At 70.9% G+C, this 18,297-nt stretch carries 19 protein-coding genes; 5 read left to right on the forward strand and 14 right to left on the reverse strand.

All coding sequences use genetic code 11. The features are described from left to right. The first annotated feature begins 10 nt into the window (after positions 1–10). A complete protein-coding gene (locus ABD798_RS29410; RefSeq protein ID WP_344881856.1) occupies positions 11–940 on the forward strand; it encodes a DUF4097 family beta strand repeat-containing protein in 930 nt (309 codons plus the stop codon). Positions 941–1,042: 102 nt separating this feature from the next. On the opposite strand, the gene ABD798_RS29415 is transcribed toward ABD798_RS29410, so the two are convergent. Further along, positions 1,043–2,257 (reverse strand): cytochrome P450, encoded by a 1,215-nt coding sequence (locus ABD798_RS29415; RefSeq protein WP_344881858.1) that lies wholly within the window; start codon positions 2,255–2,257, stop codon positions 1,043–1,045. A 75-nt stretch (positions 2,258–2,332) separates the two neighbouring features. Here ABD798_RS29415 and ABD798_RS29420 point away from each other — a divergent pair, with 75 nt between their 5' ends. Further along, positions 2,333–2,944 (forward strand): TetR/AcrR family transcriptional regulator, encoded by a 612-nt coding sequence (locus tag ABD798_RS29420; protein WP_344881861.1) that lies wholly within the window; start codon positions 2,333–2,335, stop codon positions 2,942–2,944. Between the two features lie 18 nt (positions 2,945–2,962). Here ABD798_RS29420 and ABD798_RS29425 read toward each other — a convergent pair whose 3' ends face one another. The 3 genes from ABD798_RS29425 to ABD798_RS29435 all read right to left on the reverse strand — a co-directional run bounded on the left by ABD798_RS29425 (position 2,963) and on the right by ABD798_RS29435 (position 5,531). Next, positions 2,963–4,177 (reverse strand): winged helix-turn-helix domain-containing protein, encoded by a 1,215-nt coding sequence (locus ABD798_RS29425; protein WP_344881864.1) that lies wholly within the window; start codon positions 4,175–4,177, stop codon positions 2,963–2,965. Between the two features lie 17 nt (positions 4,178–4,194). Then, on the reverse strand, positions 4,195–5,208 hold the full coding sequence (locus ABD798_RS29430) for an EamA family transporter (RefSeq protein ID WP_344881867.1): 1,014 nt from the start codon (positions 5,206–5,208) through the stop codon (positions 4,195–4,197). A 152-nt stretch (positions 5,209–5,360) separates the two neighbouring features. Then, the gene (locus tag ABD798_RS29435) at positions 5,361–5,531 is read right to left on the reverse strand and encodes a hypothetical protein (protein ID WP_344881870.1); all 171 of its coding nucleotides are present in this window, start codon (positions 5,529–5,531) and stop codon (positions 5,361–5,363) included. Between the two features lie 286 nt (positions 5,532–5,817). Between ABD798_RS29435 and ABD798_RS29440 the strand changes: the two genes are divergently transcribed. Continuing rightward, positions 5,818–6,570: a S1 family peptidase gene (locus ABD798_RS29440; RefSeq protein WP_344881873.1), complete on the forward strand. Its 753-nt coding sequence runs from the start codon at positions 5,818–5,820 to the stop codon at positions 6,568–6,570. A 48-nt stretch (positions 6,571–6,618) separates the two neighbouring features. Here ABD798_RS29440 and ABD798_RS29445 read toward each other — a convergent pair whose 3' ends face one another. Next, a complete protein-coding gene (locus tag ABD798_RS29445) occupies positions 6,619–6,972 on the reverse strand; it encodes a hypothetical protein (protein WP_344881876.1) in 354 nt (117 codons plus the stop codon). Between the two features lie 266 nt (positions 6,973–7,238). On the opposite strand from ABD798_RS29445, the gene ABD798_RS29450 reads away from it, so the two are divergent. Together ABD798_RS29450 and ABD798_RS29455 are read left to right on the forward strand one after the other, a co-directional pair. Further along, positions 7,239–7,799, forward strand: a complete 561-nt coding sequence (locus tag ABD798_RS29450) for a GNAT family N-acetyltransferase (RefSeq protein ID WP_344881879.1) — start codon at positions 7,239–7,241, stop codon at positions 7,797–7,799. 56 nt (positions 7,800–7,855) lie between these two features. Continuing rightward, positions 7,856–8,344 carry a VTT domain-containing protein gene (locus ABD798_RS29455; RefSeq protein ID WP_344881882.1) on the forward strand — a complete coding sequence of 163 codons (489 nt, stop codon included), beginning with the start codon at positions 7,856–7,858 and terminating at the stop codon, positions 8,342–8,344. On the opposite strand, the gene ABD798_RS29460 is transcribed toward ABD798_RS29455, so the two are convergent. From ABD798_RS29460 to ABD798_RS29500, 9 genes are all read right to left on the reverse strand, one after another. After that, positions 8,337–8,780 (reverse strand): hypothetical protein, encoded by a 444-nt coding sequence (locus ABD798_RS29460; RefSeq protein WP_425549289.1) that lies wholly within the window; start codon positions 8,778–8,780, stop codon positions 8,337–8,339. The genes ABD798_RS29455 and ABD798_RS29460 overlap by 8 nt on opposite strands. A 38-nt stretch (positions 8,781–8,818) precedes the next feature. After that, complete coding sequence (gene dapB / locus ABD798_RS29465) at positions 8,819–9,574, reverse strand: 4-hydroxy-tetrahydrodipicolinate reductase (RefSeq protein ID WP_344881885.1); 756 nt, start codon at positions 9,572–9,574, stop codon at positions 8,819–8,821. Then, entirely contained in the window at positions 9,571–10,950 is a 1,380-nt protein-coding gene (locus ABD798_RS29470) for a M16 family metallopeptidase (protein WP_425549308.1), read from the reverse strand. Before ABD798_RS29470 ends, dapB begins: the two co-directional genes overlap by 4 nt. Before the next feature lie 84 nt (positions 10,951–11,034). Beyond that, entirely contained in the window at positions 11,035–13,284 is a 2,250-nt protein-coding gene (locus ABD798_RS29475; protein WP_344881891.1) for a polyribonucleotide nucleotidyltransferase, read from the reverse strand. Between the two features lie 229 nt (positions 13,285–13,513). Further along, entirely contained in the window at positions 13,514–13,783 is a 270-nt protein-coding gene (rpsO, locus tag ABD798_RS29480; protein WP_030430415.1) for a 30S ribosomal protein S15, read from the reverse strand. A 692-nt stretch (positions 13,784–14,475) separates the two neighbouring features. Next, entirely contained in the window at positions 14,476–14,958 is a 483-nt protein-coding gene (locus ABD798_RS29485; RefSeq protein WP_344881897.1) for an XRE family transcriptional regulator, read from the reverse strand. Between the two features lie 5 nt (positions 14,959–14,963). After that, a complete protein-coding gene (locus tag ABD798_RS29490; protein ID WP_344881901.1) occupies positions 14,964–15,926 on the reverse strand; it encodes a bifunctional riboflavin kinase/FAD synthetase in 963 nt (320 codons plus the stop codon). Between the two features lie 21 nt (positions 15,927–15,947). Continuing rightward, the gene (gene truB, locus ABD798_RS29495; protein WP_344881904.1) at positions 15,948–16,871 is read right to left on the reverse strand and encodes a tRNA pseudouridine(55) synthase TruB; all 924 of its coding nucleotides are present in this window, start codon (positions 16,869–16,871) and stop codon (positions 15,948–15,950) included. Between the two features lie 25 nt (positions 16,872–16,896). Further along, entirely contained in the window at positions 16,897–18,225 is a 1,329-nt protein-coding gene (locus ABD798_RS29500) for an MFS transporter (protein ID WP_344881907.1), read from the reverse strand. Between the last annotated feature and the right edge of the window lie 72 nt (positions 18,226–18,297).

Here is an 18,297-nt window from a genome sequence, read left to right on the forward strand (position 1 = left end):
GAGAGAAGACATGAGCGAGTCCACCAACACCGGCACCAACACCGACAACGGCGTCATCCGCCAGCACGAGTTCGTCACCACCCGGCCCGCCGAGGTCGAGGTGCACGTCAACGCGGGCCGCGTCGAGGTCGAGCTGATCGGCGACCACGGCGCCTCGGTCACCGTGCGCCGCCTGACCGAGGGCGGGGACACCCTGGTGAACGGCCTTTCCGGGCTCTTCAACTGGGTCAACTCGCAGATCGTCGGCGGCGAGCAGGACGCTCCGACCGACGAGGCTGTGAAGCAGACCCGGATCGAGCAGACCGGCAACCGCCTCGTCGTGCGCGGCCCACAGGGCATGCCGTTGCGCGTCGTGCCGCTGGCCGTCCTCGTGCGCGTGCCCAGGGGCTCCCACGTCACCGTCACCACCGGCTCCGCCGCCGTGACCGTGGCCGGTGCGACCGGGGCGGCCGCCGGGCGGATCGACCTGACCACCTCCAGCGGTGACATCACCGTGGACCGCACCGACGGCAGCACCAACGTGCAGACCGGGACCGGCACCGTCCGGCTCGGCCCCGTGCACGGCACGCTGCGCGCGAAGAGCGGCAACGGCGCGCTGGAGATCTCCGCCGTGCACGGCCCCAGCAAGCTCGTCACCACCGGCGGGCACGTGTGGCTCGGCGCCGTGCAGCACGACGTCGAGGTGCGCACCGGCAGCGGGGACCTCACCGTCGCCGACGCCGCGTCCGGCCGCATCCACCTCGCCAGCGGCTCCGGCTCGCTCAGAATCGGTGTGCGCCAAGGCATCGTGGCCGAACTCGACCTGCTCTCCGTCTCCGGCGAGGCACGCAGCGAACTGCCCGTGTTCGCCGAGCGCCAGTCCGGCTGGGACAACCCCGCGCTGCGCATCGAGGGCCGCACCGCCTCCGGCAACGTCCTCGTCACCACCTCCGTCAACTAGCGCCTGTCTGTAGGTCGTCAGGTTCGCCGGTCTTCAAGACACCCCAACCCTCAGGCGACGCCGTGACCGGAATCCGCAGCTCAAGCACTCACAGGACAGGCCTTAGGCGGAGTGCACGGTGACGGGGAAGGTGGCGGGGCCATGGAGGTTGATACGGCCGTTCCACTCCAGCGCTCCGGCGAAGCCGAGGTCGGGGAAGCGCCGCACCAGTCGGCCGATGGCGACCTCGCCCTCCAGGCGGGCGAGCGCGGCGCCGAGGCAGTGGTGCGGCCCGGCGCCGAAGGACACCTGGTGCCGGGCCTCGGGCCGGTCGAGCCGGAGCTGGTCGGCGTCGGAGCCGTAGAAGCGCTCGTCACGGTTGGCGGAGCCCAAGCAGGCGATGACGAAGGAGCCCGCCGGAATCTCCTTGTCCCGCAAGGTGAAGGGCTCGGTCGTGACCCGCCGCGTCTGCTGCACGGGCGAGTCGTAGCGCAGGAACTCCTCCACGGCGTTCGCTTCGAGTTCCGGTCGGTCGCGCAGCGCCGCGAGCTGATCCGGGTTGCGCAGCAACGCGTTCACGCCGTTGGCGATGAGGTTGACCGTGGTCTCGTGACCGGCGACGTAGAGCAGAACCACTTGCGCCACAAGCTCATCGCGGTCCAGCACCTGTCCTTCGTGCTCGGCCTGGACGAGGTCGGTGAGCAGGTCCTCCCCCGGGTTGCCCCGCTTCCACTCGACCAGGTCGGCAGCGATCGCGGTCAGCTCGGCGTCGGCCGCGGCGATCGCGTTGACGGTCTCGTCGTCGGCCACGATCTCCAGCGACCGCACGAGTGTTCCGCTCAGCTCGCGGATGCGGGCGTGGTCGCCCTCAGGGATGCCGAGCATCTCCGAGATCACCGCGAACGGCAGCGGGAACGCCAACTCCTCGACCAGGTCGCAGTCGCCCTTCTCCGCCATGCGGTCCAGCGCGGCGTCCACGAGTTGCTCGATCCGTGGGCGCAGCGCGGCCACCCGGCGACGCGTGAAGACCTTGGTGACCAACGAACGCAGCCGCGTGTGGTCGGGCGGGTCGCGGTCGAGCATGGACAGGTCGAGCGCGCCGCGCCCCTCCTCCGGGACGACCTGGTCCCGGAACTCGCCGGGCGCGAGGTTGCGCACCTCGACCGACAGCCCGGCCCGCAGCAGCGCCGCGACGTCGTCGTGGCGGGAGACGAACCAGAACCCCAGCGGGTGCTGGTGCACCGGGTCCTCGTCGCGCAACACCTTGTACTGCGCGTACGGATCGTTGAAGTACCCCGGAGCGAAGGGGTTGTACAGCAGCTCGTCGGGCATGGTCATCGGGCTCTCCTCCACGGGCGACCGCGACATACACAGCGTCGGTGACATACGCACTGTATGTCGTAGGCTGTGCGCATGTCGACCACCAGGAGCCGGCGCGAGCAGTACGCCCAGGCCACCAGGGCCGCGGTGCTGGCGGCGGCCGGCAGGAGGTTCGCCGAACGGGGCTTCGCGGGGACCGCGCTGGAGGACGTGGCCGCCGACGTGCACGCCACCCGGGGCGCGATCTACCACCACTTCGCCAACAAGACCGCGTTGTTCGCCGCCGCCTTCGAGGAGCTGGACTCCGAGGCCACGCGGGCCTCAGCGGCCGCGGCGCGGCGGGCGCCGACCCCGTGGGAGGCCGCGCTCGCCGCACTGGAGGTCTTCCTGGAGCACTGCTGCGACCCGGTGTTCGGCAGGGTGGTGTGGCTGGAGGCGCCCATCGCGCTCGGCTCGGCGTACTGGCAGGCGGCCGAGCAGGACGCCTCCTACCGGCTGGTCGAGCAGCTCGTCACGGCGATGATCGACAGCGGCGACATCGAGCCGCAGCCCGTGCGCACCACCACCCGCCTCCTCTTCAGCATGCTCGGCGCCGCCGGGATCGCGCTGGCCCAGGCCGCACCGGAGGACAAGCCCCTGGTGAAGGCCGAGTACACCGCCGTCTTCACCAGGATGGTCGCCGGACTCCGCCCAGCGCCCACGTAAAACGTCCACAGTGGACGGTCAGATGACCTTGCGGAGGTGCTTGGCGAGGTCACCGCGCGCGCCGATCCAGACGCCGGACAGGCCGAGCCACTCCGCCATCTCGCGCAGTTGGTCGGCCAGCTCGACGGCGACGCGCGTGCGGTCCGCGTCGGGTTCGGCGAAGGCGCCCTGCACGCGCAGCACGCCGTCGGCGCGGTCGGCCTTGAGGTCGACGCGCGCGACGAGTTCCTCGTTGAGCAGGAACGGGAACACGTAGTAGCCGAACTTCCGCAGCTCGGCGGGAACGTAGATCTCGATGCGGTAGTGGAAACCGAAGAGCCGCTCGGTGCGCGCCCGCTCCCAGATCAGCGGGTCGAACGGGCACAGCAGCGCGCGTGCGCGGACGCTGCGGGGCATCTTGGCGTCGACGTGGCGGTACGCGAGGTTGCGCCAGCCCTCGACCTGGACGGGCTCCAGCACGCCGTCCTCGACGAGTTCGGCGATGGCCTGGCGGCACGGTTGCACGCCGAGCCGGTAGTAGTCGCGCAGGTCGGTCTCGGTGGCGACGCCGTGCGAGATCGCGGAACGCTCGACCAGCCGGCGCGCGGCCTCGTCGAGGCTGGGCTCCGGCAGCGAGTGGATCTCTTGCGGCACAACGCGTTCGGTCAGGTCGTAGAGCCGTTCGAAGCCGCGTCGCGCCCCGGTGGTCAGCTCGCCGACGGCGAACAGGTACTCGCACGCGATCTTGGTGTTGCTGCGGTTCCACCACCCGCCCTTGCCGAGCTTGCCGGGCCCGCCCAGTTCGCGCTCCAGGGTGCCCGCGCCGACCGGGCCCAGCTCCTTGACTGCGGCGAGCACGTCGGAGATCAGCTGGGGTTCGCTGTGCGCGGCCTTCCAGTGCTTGCCCTTCAACGACTCGTACCGCCGCATCCGCCACCGCAGCAACGGCCAGTCAGCCACCGGCAGCAGGCTGGCCTCGTGCGCCCAGTACTCCACGAGCAGCCGGGGCCTGCGCGCGGAATGCGACCAGGCGGCGTCGTCCACCAGCTCCAACGGGTAGGAGCCCAGGCGCGCGAAGACCGGTGCGTAGTGGGCACGCACGGCCACGTTCACCGAGTCCAGCTGGAGCAGGCCGGTGCGGTCGAGCACGCGCTGGAGGTGCCGTCGGGTCGGCGGTCCTGCCGGGCGGGCGTCGGCGAAGCCCTGCGCGGCCAACGCCGCCCTGCGGGTGGCCGCCAGCGAGAGAGTCTGCACGGCTGGAGATAGTGGCATCACCCACTGACAGTCCCCTCGACCGGCGAGGACTCCGTGATCACCGACCGCCGCGAACGACGCTCCGCGCGCACCACGAGCACGACCGCGACCAGCACCAACGCACCACCGGCGAGCTGGACGAGGTCGAAGCTCTCCTTCGCCAGCACCACGCCGAGCACCACCGCGATCACCGGGTTGACGTAGGCGTAGGTGGCCACGGTCGACACCGGCAGCGTGCCGAGCGCGTAGACGTAGGAGCTGAACGCCAGCAGCGACCCGAAGACGACGAGGTAGATCCAGGCGATCCAGGAGGACGGGGTGATCGCGGCGAAGTCGATGCGCTCGCCGGACACGAGACCGCCCAGGGACAGCACGATCCCGCCGACGACCATCTGCACGGAGGAGAGCGCGAAGGGGTTGGCGGGCACGGGGAGCTTGGTCGTCGCGAACGAGCCCGTCGCCCAGAAGGCCGCCGCCAGCAACACCAACCACGGCCCCCACCACGCCGAGCCGTGCGTGCCCGCCGAGGTCGATCCGCCGAGCAGCAGCACCGCGAGCCCGGCCAGCCCGAGCCCGACCCCGGCGAAGGTGATCCACGGCGGCCGCTCGCCGCTGGCCCGGCGCAGCACCACCACGTACAGCGGCACGCAGGCGACCAGCAGCGCGGCCAGCCCCGACGCCACCTGGAACTGGGCTATGACGACGATCCCGTTGCCCAGCGCGGGAAGCAGCACTCCGCCGAGCGCGGCGGTGCCGAACTCCGGCAGCGACATGCGCAGGGCGGAGCGGCCGGAGACGGCGAGGACGATCACCGTGAGCAGCAGTCCGGCCAGCAGGAACCGGAGCCCGGCGGAGAGCAGCGCGGGCATCGAGGTGATCGTGAAGCGGATGCCGAGGTAGGTGGAGCCCCACACCAGGTAGACCACGCCGAGCGCGGCCCACGGGAGCCACCCGGGGGCGCGGTGCGCGGTGGTGTCAGGGGAATCGGTCGCGTCAGGGGTCCCGGTCGACGAGGCGGCAGAGGTCGTCACACGCCCACGTTCGCACGCACCCCTGACAAAGATCTCGCGGTTTCCCGCCATGCAGGACGTCGACAAGATCAATATTCAGTGACGCCCCCGCATACCTCCGGAGAAAACCCGCCGGACATTCCCGGAACGCACGATTCGACCCATTCGAGGGCTCAGGAAAGGCGACTGGCCCCGCGTTGCCTCGGCAGGATCGCGGCCACGTGCGACTCGGCGGCGATGGCCTCGGCGAGCCGCCTGGCCAGCGACTCCTGGGAGGTGTCGCGCATCACGCGGAGGAGATCGTCCGCGGTCGGCTCGGAACCCGGCTCCACCTGGCGCTTCACAATGATTCCCCACTCCCACGCCCCGGCGGGGCGAACAGCCCATTCTGGGACCCGCGCGGGAAAGATCGGCATTCCCGGGACGAGTGATGCGGACATCACTTTGCGCGACAACGACGAACGGCGCGGGACAAATGGCGGAGCGCACTGTGCGAACGCAGCACTACTCACGAGGAAAGTTTGCGACGAACGGAGCTGACCGATAAACGCGACTCTTCCTCAGACTTGACCACGTCTCCCCTTCGAACCCGCACCGCCGCGCGGATTCTCCCCCTGCAAGGAGATCATCATGCGCTTCACCAGCATGCGGCTCGCGGCCATCACCCTGGGTGTCACGACAGTGCTCGCCCCCACCGCGACAGCGGCGCCCGCACCCGAAGACGTGCAGACGCAGATCGTCGGCGGCGGCTTCGTGTCGTCGGCGAAGCCGTGGATCAGCGCCCTGCACCGCAACGGCGGGTTCACGTGCACGTCCTCGATCATCGCGCGGCGGTGGGTCCTCACGGCCGCGCACTGCGTCACCGCGGCAGGCACCTACACCGTGCGCGTGGGCTCGCTGACCCGCAGCAGCGGCGGCCAGACCGCCACGGTGGCCCGCAAGGTCGTCCACCCCGGCTACAACTGGCCGAGCGCGGACATCGCCCTGCTGCAACTGGATCGCGATGTCGCGGTGTCGCAGTACTCGACGCTGGCCACCTCCGCCGACCTCGCCGACCGCAAGGCCGCGCAGGTCCTCGGCTGGGGTTCGGAGAAGGCGGACTGGAGCGGCCCGCTTCCGGAGCGGCTCAAGTACGCCGACGGCCAGATCAGCAGCGTCAACTGCGCGCAGAGCAACGCCACGCCGCGCGCGATCTGCACGCAGACCAACGGAAGCATCGCCGGTGGTGACTCCGGCGGACCGGTAACCGTGCGCGGGGCCTCCGGGAACACCGTGCAGGCGGGGGTCTGCGCGATCGGCCACCGCCCGGCGGGCAGCGGGTGGGCGGGCTACACCAACGTCGCGCTGTTCCGCGACTGGATCAGGAGCCACGCCGGGGTCTGACCGCAGCCGGGGGACGCGGTGCGGCAACGGCACCGCGTCCCCTGCGGCTCAGGCGCCCATCTTCTCCAGCAGCTTGCGCACCCACTCCGCCGAATCAGCCCTGATCATGGCCAGCTTCTCCTCGGACTCCCTGGTCGGCGCGACGCCCTTCTTGGCGAGACGGTCGCGGACCTCCATGAGCTGGTTGAAGTCGTCCTGCGTCAGCGGCATGCCCCGCTTCATCGAGGTGTGGATCTTGTTGAGCAGCAGCCCCATCGCCTTCTGCAGCCCGGCGACCATCTTGTCCTGGATCGCGCCGGTGCTGATGCCGGGCGAGGTCTCGGTCTCGGAGGCGAACGCGACGGCGGGCGCGGAGACCACGGAGGCCGCGACGACGACGGCGAGCAAAGCGTTCCTGCGCATGTGAAATCTCCAGATATATAAGGGAAATCCGTCTGCACCAAGTCTCCGTCCAGCACGCGCGGAGCGCCCTGGCCGCACGGGTGAAGCAGGCTCACCACGCGTCGCCGAAGACGCCACCGGGGAGGGGATTGGCGGCTCCGGCGAGGGGCGCGCGCAGCACGGGGTTTGGTGCGAGCCCGGCCACGGGTAGCCATCACGGCTCGCCGCGCGGACGCGGGTAGGTTCTTGGCGGCACACCCCGCTAGCTACCCGACGGAGCTCCCCCGATGGCCCAGGCCGCCGTTCGCCCGGCGACGCTCGACGACGTCGCCGAGATCGCCCGCATCCAGCTCGACACCTGGCGCCAGGCCTACGCCGCGCTGCTGCCGGCCGACGTGCTCGCCGGGATGGACGCCGACGGCGCGGAAGCCGTGTGGCGCCAAGCGGTCCAGGAGGGCCCGGGGCTGGTGTTCGTGGCCACCGAGGGCGAGTGGACCGTGGGCTTCTGCGCGATCCTGCCCGCCCCCGAGGAGGAGGTGGCCGCCGCCGACGGAGCACTGCCCGAGGACGCCCAGCACGTCGTCCAGGTCGGCACCCTGCTGGTCGAGCCCAGGTGGGGCCGTCGCGGGCACGGCGGGCGCCTGCTGGCCACGGCCGCCACCGCCTACCGCGAGAAGGGCGGGGTGCGCGGCGTCGCCTGGGTCGCCCAGGAGGACAAGGCTTCGCTGAACTTCTACCGCGCGGCGGGGTGGGACACCGACGGCACCGTGCGCACCTTGGACGCGGGCGGGCGTCCGCTGCGCGAGTACCGGCTGACCGGCTCCCTGGAGCTCGAACTCCGGGATTGAGTCATCCGTTGGGGTGCTAGCCTCGCCAGTCGGCCTTTTGCTATGGGGGTACCGCAGTGCTGGGTTGGTTGAGCGCGAGCCTCGGCATGGCGGTGTTGTCCTCGGTGATCCCGCCCGTGCTGATCGAGCCGTGGGTGCTCGGCGTCGCCGTGACACAGCCCGAAATCCCGTGGTGGGCGCTCGCGCTCGTGGTCGCGGTCGGTTCGGTCGCGGGCAAGCTCGTCTACTACTACGCGGGCAAGGGAATGCTTCGCCTGCCGTCGTTCCTGCGCCGCAAGCAGCAGGACGCCGAGCACGTGCAGGGGCGCTGGAGCGGCTACATGGAGCGCTTCGCGGCGGAGTGCGAGAAGCGGCCCGCGTGGACCTACGGCGTGCTGCTGCTGTCGTCCTCGACCAGCCTGCCGCCGTACTTCGCGGTCGCGGTGGTCGCCGGGGTCGCGAACGTGTCGCTGACCAACTTCCTGTCCGCCTGCCTGATCGGCCGCTTCGTGCGCTTCGCCGCGCTCGCTGCCGCGCCGTCGGTCTTCGGCGTGTGGCTCACCTGAGCTGAAGTTCAATCGCCTTCCGCATGGCCTCGCGGCCGCGTTTGCGGTCCCCGGCGAGGTCGTAGGCCTGCGCGACCTTGAACCACGCGCGCCAGTCCTCCGGCGCCTCGTCCAGCTCCTGCTTGCGCTCGGCGAAGTAGGCGTCCGCCGCGTCGCGCTCCACCCGTCCCGAAGGGCGGCGCGGCAACGCTGAGGTGTCGGGGAACTCGCCGTCGTCGTCCAGCAGGCGCGCCAGCTTCTCGGTCTGCGCGCCGAAACGCCACTCGAAGAACGTCAGGATCACGCCGAGCACGGGCAGCAGCAGGATCGCCACGCCCATGAGCACTCCGACGACGGTGCCGGAGGCGATGAGGTCGATCCCCCGCCCGGCGAGCAGCACGAAGTAGACCGCGAGCGCCGCGGTCAGCACCACGGCCATCCGCCGAGCGGTGATCATTTCGCCTCCGCGCGGAAAAATACGTCGGCGGTGATCATCTACAGCCCCAGAGCCGATTCGAGGCCCAGGGTCAGCCCCGGGTTCTTCAGCACCTCGCGCACGCCGAGCAGCACGCCGGGCATGAAAGAGCTGCGGTGCAAGGAATCGTGCCGGATCGTCAGCGTCTCGCCGGTGCCACCGAACAGCACTTCCTGGTGCGCCACAAGGCCTGCGAGCCGCAGCGAGTGCACGCGGATGCCGTCCACGTCCGCGCCACGAGCGCCGTCGAGCGACTCCGTCGTGGCGTCCGGCGCGTACTTCTCCAGCCCGGCTGCCGAGCGCGCGTCCGCGATCAGGCGCGCGGTGCGGGCGGCGGTGCCGGACGGCGCGTCGACCTTGCGTTCGTGGTGCAGCTCGACGATCTCCACGGACTCGTAGAACTGCGCGGCCTTCTCGGCGAACTTCATCGCCAGCACGGCGCCGATGGCGAAGTTCGCGGCGATCAGCACGCCGAGGTCGGAGCGCTGCGCGAGCCAGCCCTGGATCTGCTCCAGGCGCTGGTCGGTGAAACCGCTCGTGCCGACGACGACGTGGATGCCGTTCTCGACGCAGTACTGGATGTTGTCCATCACGACGGAGGGCTGGGTGAAGTCGACGACGACCTGAGCCCCGGCCTCGGACAGCGCGGACAACGGGTCTCCGGCGTCGAGGGCGGCCACCAGGACCATGTCCTCGGCACCCTCCACCGCGCGGCACACCTCGGCGCCCATGCGCCCCCGTGCGCCGAGCACTCCCACCCGCGTGCTGTCCGTCATGCGATCACCTCGTGCACCTCGCTCGGCAACTCCTCGGCAGAAGCGTACGACCCGACCACCGCGGCGCTGACCGGGCGGCTCAGCAGGTCCTTGGCCAGCGCCCGCACGTCCTCCGGAGTGACCGCGCTGATCCGCGCCAGGGTCTGCTCGACGCTGAGGTGGTCGGCGTAGTTCAGCTCGCCCTTGCCGATCCGCGACATCCGCGAACCGGTGTCCTCCAGGCCCAGTACGAGGTTCCCGCGCAGCTGTCCCTTGCCACGCGTCACTTCGGCGTCCATGAGGCCGTTGTCGGCGACCTCGCCGAGCACCTCGCGGATGACGCCCGCGACCTCGCCGAGGCGCTCGGGCTGGCATCCGGCGTACACGGAGAGCATGCCGGTGTCGGCGTAGGAGGAGATCGAGGAGTAGACCGAGTACGCCAGCCCGCGCCGCTCGCGCACCTCTTGGAACAGCCGCGAGCTCATGCCGCCGCCGAGGGCCGCGTTGAGCACGCCGAGGGCGAAGCGGCGCTCGTCGTGCCGGTCCAGCGCGGGCACGCCGAGCATCAGGTGCGCCTGCTCGGACTCGTCGTGCTGGAGCACCAAGCGGCTTCTCGAAGACCCGCTCGCGGGGTCGAGCATCGGCACGGCCGGCAGGGCCGCCGAGCCCGTGCGCGGCGCGATCGGTGTGTGCCGCTCGTTCGCGCGCTCGCCGAGAGCGGCCTCCGCCAGCGCCAGGATCTCCGCGTGGTCCACGTTGCCCGCCGCCGCCAGCACCATCCTCGGCAGCGTGTAGCGCTTCTTGTAGAAGGCGAACAGCGCGTCGCGGCTCATCGCGGTGATCGACTCGTCGGTGCCGAGCACCGGCAGGCCGAGGGGGTGCCCGCCGAGCATCGCCGCGCAGAAGGCCTCGTGCAGCAGGTCCTCGGGGTCGTCGTCGCGCATGGCGATCTCTTCGAGGACGACGCTGCGCTCGGTCTCCATGTCCGCGTCGGCGCACACGGCCTCGAACACCACGTCGGAGACCAGGTCCACCGCCAGCGGCAGGTCGGCGTCCAGCGTGTGCGCGTAGTAGCAGGTGTGCTCCTTGGCGGTGAACGCGTTCAGCTCGCCGCCGACCGCGTCGATCTCCTCGGCGATCTGCGCCGCGGTGCGCCGCCGCGTTCCCTTGAACAGCAGGTGTTCCAGGTAGTGCGCGGCACCCGCGACCTCGGGCTCCTCGTCGCGGGACCCGACGCCGACCCAGATGCCCACCGACGCCGAGCGCACGCCCGGCAGCTGCTCGGTGATCACCCGCAGGCCGCACGGCAGCACGGTCCTGCGCACCGCGCAGTCCTCGGAGACGCGCTCCAGGATCTCGGTCACTCCGCCGTTCTCACCGGCACCGTTCGCGTTCAGGGTCGGATCTCCTCCGCTACGCCGCAGGGGGCGCTGTGTGAGCGCCCCCTGCGGAGTGGATTGCTGTGTGCTGCCAGGACGACCCTAGTTCGCGGCGGCTTCCGCCGGAGCCTCGGCCTTGGCGTCGGCGCCCTCGGCGGCGGCGTTGTCAGTGTTCTCTTCGCTGACCAGCACGAGGCTGATCTTGCCGCGGTTGTCGATGTCGGCGATCTCCACGCGGAGCTTGTCACCGACCGAGACGACGTCCTCGACCTTGGCGATGCGCTTGCCCGCACCCAGCTTGGAGATGTGCACCAGGCCGTCCTTGCCCGGCAGCAGCGAGACGAACGCGCCGAAGGCGGCCGTCTTGACCACGGTGCCGAGGAAGCGCTCGCCGACCTTGGGCAGCTGCGGGTTGGCGATCGCGTTGATCAGGTCGATCGCCGCGTCGGCCGAGGGGCCGTCCGCCGCGCCGACGTAGATCGTGCCGTCGTCCTCGATGGAGATGTCGGCACCGGTCTGCTCGGTGATCGAGTTGATCATCTTGCCCTTGGGCCCGATCACCTCGCCGATCTTGTCGACCGGGATCTTCACCGCGGTGACGCGCGGCGCGAACGGGCTCATGTCGTCCGGCGCGTCGATGGCCTCCTGCATGACCTCCAGGATGGTCAGCCGGGCGTCCTGCGCCTGGCTGAGCGCCTTGGCCAGCACGTCCGACGGGATGCCGTCGAGCTTGGTGTCCAACTGGAGGGCGGTGATGAACTGCTTGGTGCCCGCGACCTTGAAGTCCATGTCGCCGAAGGCGTCCTCGGCACCGAGGATGTCGGTCAGCGCGACGTAGCGGGTCTCGCCGTCGACCTCGTCGGAGACCAGACCCATCGCGATGCCCGCGACCGGCGCCTTCAGCGGCACACCGGCGTTGAGCAGCGACATCGTCGAGGCGCAGACCGAGCCCATCGAGGTGGAGCCGTTGGAGCTGAGCGCCTCGGAGACCTGGCGGATGGTGTAGGGGAACTCCTCGCGCGAGGGCAGCACGGGCGCCAGCGCCCGCTCGGCCAGCGCGCCGTGGCCGATCTCGCGGCGCTTGGGCGAGCCCACGCGGCCGGTCTCACCGGTGGAGTACGGCGGGAAGTTGTAGTGGTGCATGTAGCGCTTGCGCGTCTCCGGCGTCAGCGCGTCGATCTGCTGCTCCATGCGCAGCATGTTCAGCGTGGTGACACCCAGGATCTGGGTCTCGCCGCGCTCGAACAGCGCCGAGCCGTGCGCCCTGGGGATCAGCGCGACCTCGGCGGAGAGGCTGCGGATGTCGGTGGTGCTGCGGCCGTCGATGCGGATCTGGTCGCGCAGCACGCGCTGGCGGACCAGCTTCTTGTTCAGCGAGCGGAAGGCGGCGGCGACCTCCTTCTCCCGACCGGCGAAGGCGGAGCCCTCGGTGACGACGCGCTCCAGTGCGGCGGCCTTGACCTCGTCGAGGCGCGACTCGCGCTCCTGCTTGCCCGCGATGGTCAGCGCCTGGGCCAGCTCGTCGGAGACGGCGGCGGAGACGGCCTCGTAGGCGTCCGGCTGGTAGGCCGGGAACAGCGGGAAGTCGCGGGTCTGCTTGGCGGCGACCTGGGCCAGCTGGGCCTGGGCCTCGCACAGCACCTTGATGAAGGGCTTCGCGGCCTCGAGACCCGAGGCGACGATCTCCTCGGTCGGGGCGGAGGCGCCCTCGGCGACCAGGGCGGTGACCTGCTCGGTGGCCTCGGCCTCGACCATCATGATCGCGACGTCGTCACCGACGACGCGACCGGCGACGACCATGTCGAAGACGGCGCCCTCGAGCTGCTCGTAGGTCGGGAAGGCGACCCACTGGCCCTCGATCAGCGCGACGCGCACGCCGCCGACCGGGCCGGAGAACGGCAGCCCGGCGAGCTGGGTGGAGGCGGAGGCGGCGTTGATCGCCACCACGTCGTAGAGGTCCTTGGGGTCCAGGCTCATCACGGTGATGACGACCTGGATCTCGTTGCGCAGGCCGTCGACGAAGGACGGGCGCAGCGGGCGGTCGACGAGGCGGCAGGTCAGGATCGCCTCGGTGGAGGGACGGCCCTCGCGGCGGAAGAACGAGCCGGGGATGCGGCCCGCGGCGTACATCCGCTCCTCGACGTCGATGGTCAGCGGGAAGAAGTCGAAGTGGTCCTTCGGCTGCTTCGACGCCGTGGTCGCGGAGAGCAGCATGGTCTCGTCGTCCAGGTAGGCGACGACGCTGCCCGCAGCCTGACGGGCCAGCCGGCCGGTCTCGAAACGCACCGTCCGGGTTCCGAAGCGGCCGTTGTCGATGACGGCGGACGCCTCGTGCACTGCAAGTTCGGTCACAAATGCTCCTTGTTCTGCGGGCCGCCGCCGCGAGGACGTCGCGGGTGTGCGGTCCGAACAAGGCCGGTCTTCGATCGAAGTCCCCGGCTGTTTCCGGAGACCACTACCGAGGACCGGCGAACGTGCGTCCCGCGAGTGCTGCGGTGGCGTCTAGGCCCTGAAATTGGGTTGTGGTGCTGGTGTTGCGGTGAGGGGGAGCGGCCCGCTGGCCACTCCCCCTCGAATCACGTCAGCGGCGCAGGCCGAGGCGCTGGATCAGCGACCGGTAGCGCTCGATGTCCACCTTGGCGAGGTAGTTGAGCAGACGGCGGCGACGGCCGACCATCAGCAGCAGACCCCGGCGGGAGTGGTGGTCGTGCTTGTGCACCTTCAGGTGCTCGGTGAGACCGCTGATGCGCTTGCTCAGCAGGGCCACCTGGGCCTCGGGGGAGCCGGTGTCGCCCTCGCGGACGGCGTACTCGCCGAGGATGTTCTTCTTCTGCTCGGTGGACAGAGCCACGTGTAGATCTCCTTGCTGGTCTTTCCGTGGGGCCGCGCGAGCGAGGTCCGCGTCACGCGAAGACGGTCGTGGCCGCCACGGAACGCAGCCAGACCCAACTACTGAGGTTAGCAGGCTCGTCCCCGCAGCCCGTCAGGGCAAGCGTCACACCGCGCACGAACGGGTGGACCTAGATCAACCGGCGGACTCATCCGCGCCGGCCGCACACCACCAGTGTGCCCGCCCCACCCCAACCCCCGCCACCACATTTCCACTTGAGCGCTGAATGACTCATTGAGGTACTTGAGCGTCCTGAATGAGTCATTCAGGACGCTCAACGCACCAAACGAGCCGTTCGCTGGGTGGGCGCGCATGGGACGAGGGGTTTGGCGTGGTTGGAGACGGTTGAGGCAGGGGTCCGCGGATCTCGAAGACCGGCGCACCAGCCCTCCGAAGCCCTGAACGACCCGTTCAGTGCGTTGGGAGCCCTGAACGGGTCGTTTGGTGCGCTCAACGCGTCAAACGCGCCGTTCGTGGTTGGCGCTCGTGAAGACGTGGGGTTTGGGGTGGTTGGAGACGGTTGAGGCGGGGGTTCGCGGGTCTTGAAGACCGGGGAACCGACCCCGCCGCAGTCACGCAGTGGTTGTGTACCCAATGTGGCATTTGTTACGCCAGGCGAAACAAATGCCACATTGGGTACGACCCCGTTGGGGTTAGTCGCCTTCGGCGGCTGCGCGGGAGAGCAGGCCCGCCAGCGCGGGGTAGCGCTCGCCCAGCAGGCGTGCGGCTCCGGAGAGCTCCTCGGCGACGGCCAGTTCGCGCAGTCTGCTCACGGCGGCCTGGTCGGCGCCGCGCTCGTCGACGGGCAGCGTGTCGAGGCCGACGGTGGGCTGCGAAGCGCGGACCTCCTCGAGCGCGCGCTCGACGGCCTCGCGGTCCCCGGCGGCCACTCCGGCGGTGAGCACGCGCCGCTCCAGCATCACGAGCCTGGCCAGCACCGCGGGGTTGCCGATCTTGGCGCGGCGGCCGCTCATCACCTGGCTGAGCATGGGGGCGCTGATCCCGAGCACGTCGGCGAGCTGCGCCTGAGAGGTGGAGTAGGCGACCACGAGCCGCCGGACCCGGTCGCCCAAGGGCTCGCCGTACCACTCCCGCTGCAGCGCGAGGTTGCGCTGCACGATCTTCTGGTCGTCCACCGCGCTCACCCGTCGGCCAGCAGCTCGCGGGTCTTCGCCACGTCGAGGTGCATCTGGTCGATCAGCGCCTCGACGGTGTCGTAGCGCTCCTGGCCGCGCAGCCGCTCCACGAAGTCGAGCGCGACCCGCTGGCCGTAGAGGTCCTCGCTGGTGTCGAGCACGAAGGCCTCGACGCGGCGCTCCCGCCCGGAGAACGTGGGGTTGGTGCCGACGGACACGGCGGCCATGCGGGGCTCGGCGAAATTCGGCGCGGAGCCGGGGCGGCCGTGGCCGATGTCGACGAAGCGGCACGCGTACACGCCGTCGGCGGGCACGGCGGCGGTGCGCGCGGTGGACAGGTTCGCCGTGGGGAAGCCGAGTTCGCGGCCTCGGCCGTCACCGCGCACCACGATGCCCTCGACGCGGTGCGGGCGGCCGAGCGCTCCGGCGGCGGCGACCACGTCGCCCGCGTCGATGCACGCGCGGATGTAGGTGGAGGAGTAGGTGACCTGCTCGTCGGAGAGCAGGCGCGCGCCCTCGGCGACGAAGCCGAAGCGGCGGCCGAGGGTCTCCAGCAGCGCGACGTCGCCCTGCGCGCGGTGGCCGAAGTTGAAGTTCTCCCCCACCACCACGGAAGCCACGTGCAGCCGCTCGACGAGGATCTCGTGCACGAACTCATCGGCCGGGATGCGCGCGACGTCCGGGGTGAACGGCAGCACGCAGAACACGTCTACGCCCAGCTGCTCGACCAGCTCGGCCCGCCTGCGCAGCGTGGTGAGCTGCGCGGGGTGACTGCCCGGCCGCACCACCTCGGAGGGGTGCGGGTCGAAGGTCATCAGCACGCACGGGAGATCGCGGGCGCGGGCCAGCTCCACCGCCCTCGTGATCAGCTGCTGGTGCCCCCGGTGCACGCCGTCGAAGACCCCGACGGTCAGCACGCAACGGCCCCAGCCCCCGGGAAGGTGCTCTAGTCCACGCCAACGCTGCACGACGGGAAGCTTACGGGCGGCTCAGGCCTCCAGGCTCAGCACCACGAGCGAGCGGGTCCGGCCCTCGACCTCCTCGGCCAGCGCGATCGCCTTGCCGGTGGGGTCGAACACGCCGTGCGTGCCCGCGATCCCGGTGCCGCGCAGGCGCTTGCCGGTGAGCAGAGCGGCGGCGTCGGCCTCGTCGACGTCGCGGCGCGGGAAGGCCGCGGCCACGGCGGAGCTGAGGTCCAGCGCGAGCTTGGGCTCCTCCTCCAGCTGCTCCAGCGTGCGGGCGAGCGCGATGCCGAACGGGCCGACACGGGTGCGGCGCAGCGCGGCGAGGTGGCCGCCGACGCCGAGCCCGGCGCCGAGGTCTCGGGCCAGCGCGCGGACGTAGGTACCGGAGGAGCACTCCACGAGCACGTCGAGGTCGGTGAAGGTGCCCTCGCGCCGCATCGAGAGCACGTCGAAGCGCTGCACGGTGACCGGGCGCGCCTTCAGCTCGACGGTCTCGCCGTCGCGGACCCTGGCGTAGGCGCGCTTGCCGTCGACCTTGACCGCGCTGACCGCGCTCGGGACCTGCTCGATCGCGCCGGTGAGCGCGCCGATGCCCGAGGTGATCGCCGCTTCGTCCACAGTGGACGCGTCGGCGGTGGAGAGGACTTCGCCCTGGGCGTCGTCGGTGGTGGTGGCCGAGCCGAGGCGGATGGTGCCCAGGTATGCCTTGGTGTCCAGCGCGAGGTGGCCGAGCAGCTTGGTCGCGCGCTCGATGCCGAGAACCAGCACGCCGGTGGCCATCGGGTCGAGCGTGCCCGCGTGGCCGACCTTGCGGGTGCCCATGATCCGCCGCACCCGCGCGACCACGTCGTGCGAGGTCATCCCGTCGGGCTTGTCCACGATGACCAGCCCTGGCGGGACGTCGGAGGTCGGGCGGTCGGACCTGCGGTCCCGTCGTGCTCTCGTCACGACGGGAAACCCTAATCCGCGGGGTTCAGGCCGCGAGGGCCAGGTCCTCGTCCCACCGGCGGTGGCGGAGCTGGACCGGGACCTCCTCGCCCCGGGCCTCCGCCGCGAAGACCACTCCGCGCGCCCGCCGCCACCACACCGCGGTCCGCCACGTGCCGAAGACCAGCACGGCGACCACGGCGATCAGCGCGATGCGGAAGGACGTCGTGGGACCGAGCGAGCGCGTCAGCTCCAGCAGCACGCCGACCGACAGCGCGGACACCGTCGTGGCCGTGAAGCCGCCGACGTTGACCACGCCGGTCGCGGTGCCGACCACGCGCAGCGGGTTGTAGTCGCGGGCCAACGCGAACGCGACGGCCGAGGCAGGTCCGCCGAGGGAGAGCACGACCAGGCCGACCGCGATCAGCGGCGTCGGCACGTGCCCGCCGGGCCAGCCCAGCAGCACCGCCCACACGACCAGCGCGCTGATCAGGTAGCCGACCACGATCGGCATGCGGTGCTCCGGGCGCCGGCCGATCAGCGCTCCGACGACGGGGCTGCCGACGACACCGCCGAGCACCAGGAGCCCGAGGAACGCGCTCGCGGCGTGCGGGTCCATGCCCTGCGCCTCGACGAGGTACGGGAAGCCCCAGAGCAGACCGAGCACCGCGGGCCCGAACATCGTCGAGAAGTGCACCCAGAAACCGAGCCTGGTCCCCGGCACGCGCCACGAGTCCGCCACGCGGTGCGCGACCAGGCGCGGCGCCACCGGGTCGGCAGCGCGAACCTCTTGTCCCGCAGGGTGATCACGCAGCTTCGACAGGGCGAGCACGGAGTAGGCGGCGGTGACCAGGCCGACCGCGAGGAAGGTCCACGTCCAGCCGACGTTGTCCAGCGCGAGCGTCAGCGGGACCGTCGACACGAGGTTGCCCGCCGCGCCGAGGGCTCCGGAGAACGAGACGACCACCGAGTACTGGCGGCCGGGGAAGTGACCGGCGATCAGCCTCAGCAGGCTCACCCAGGTCATGGCGTCGCCGCTGCCCAGGACCGCGCGGGCGACGAGCGCGAGCGCGTAGGAGTCAGCGACGGCGAACAGCAGCTGACCCGCGCCCATGAGCAGGGCGGCGACCGTCAGCACCCGGCGCGGGCCGAAGCGGTCCACGAGCACGCCGGTGGGGATCTGCATGAGCGCGTACACACCGACCTGGAGGACGGTGAAGACGCCGAGTGCGGCGGGTCCCACGCCGAAGCGCTCACCGGCTTGGAGGCCGGCGACGCCGAGCGAGGTGCGGTGGAAGACCGCCGCGACGTAGATGGCTACCGCAATGGTCCAGACCAGCCAGCCCCGACGGGTGGCGCGCTCGACCGAAGGCAAGGGGAAACCCTCCGAACATGGAGAAGGGGAAAGGGAACGCCAACGTTGGCACTGGTTCCATCGCCCCCACCC

The sequence above is a fragment of the Allokutzneria multivorans genome (assembly GCF_039537405.1).
GTDB lineage: Bacteria > Actinomycetota > Actinomycetes > Mycobacteriales > Pseudonocardiaceae > Allokutzneria > Allokutzneria multivorans.

Coding starts and splice junctions, on each gene's coding strand:
- ABD798_RS29420 (WP_344881861.1), top strand. CDS start 2,333: ATGTCGACCACCAGGAGCCGGCGCGAGCAGTACGCCCAGGCCACCAGG.
- dapB (WP_344881885.1), bottom strand. CDS start 9,574: ATGACGGACAGCACGCGGGTGGGAGTGCTCGGCGCACGGGGGCGCATG.
- ABD798_RS29440 (WP_344881873.1), top strand. CDS start 5,818: ATGCGCTTCACCAGCATGCGGCTCGCGGCCATCACCCTGGGTGTCACG.
- ABD798_RS29410 (WP_344881856.1), top strand. CDS start 11: ATGAGCGAGTCCACCAACACCGGCACCAACACCGACAACGGCGTCATC.
- ABD798_RS29450 (WP_344881879.1), top strand. CDS start 7,239: ATGGCCCAGGCCGCCGTTCGCCCGGCGACGCTCGACGACGTCGCCGAG.
- ABD798_RS29445 (WP_344881876.1), bottom strand. CDS start 6,972: ATGCGCAGGAACGCTTTGCTCGCCGTCGTCGTCGCGGCCTCCGTGGTC.
- ABD798_RS29460 (WP_425549289.1), bottom strand. CDS start 8,780: ATGATCACCGCTCGGCGGATGGCCGTGGTGCTGACCGCGGCGCTCGCG.
- ABD798_RS29415 (WP_344881858.1), bottom strand. CDS start 2,257: ATGACCATGCCCGACGAGCTGCTGTACAACCCCTTCGCTCCGGGGTAC.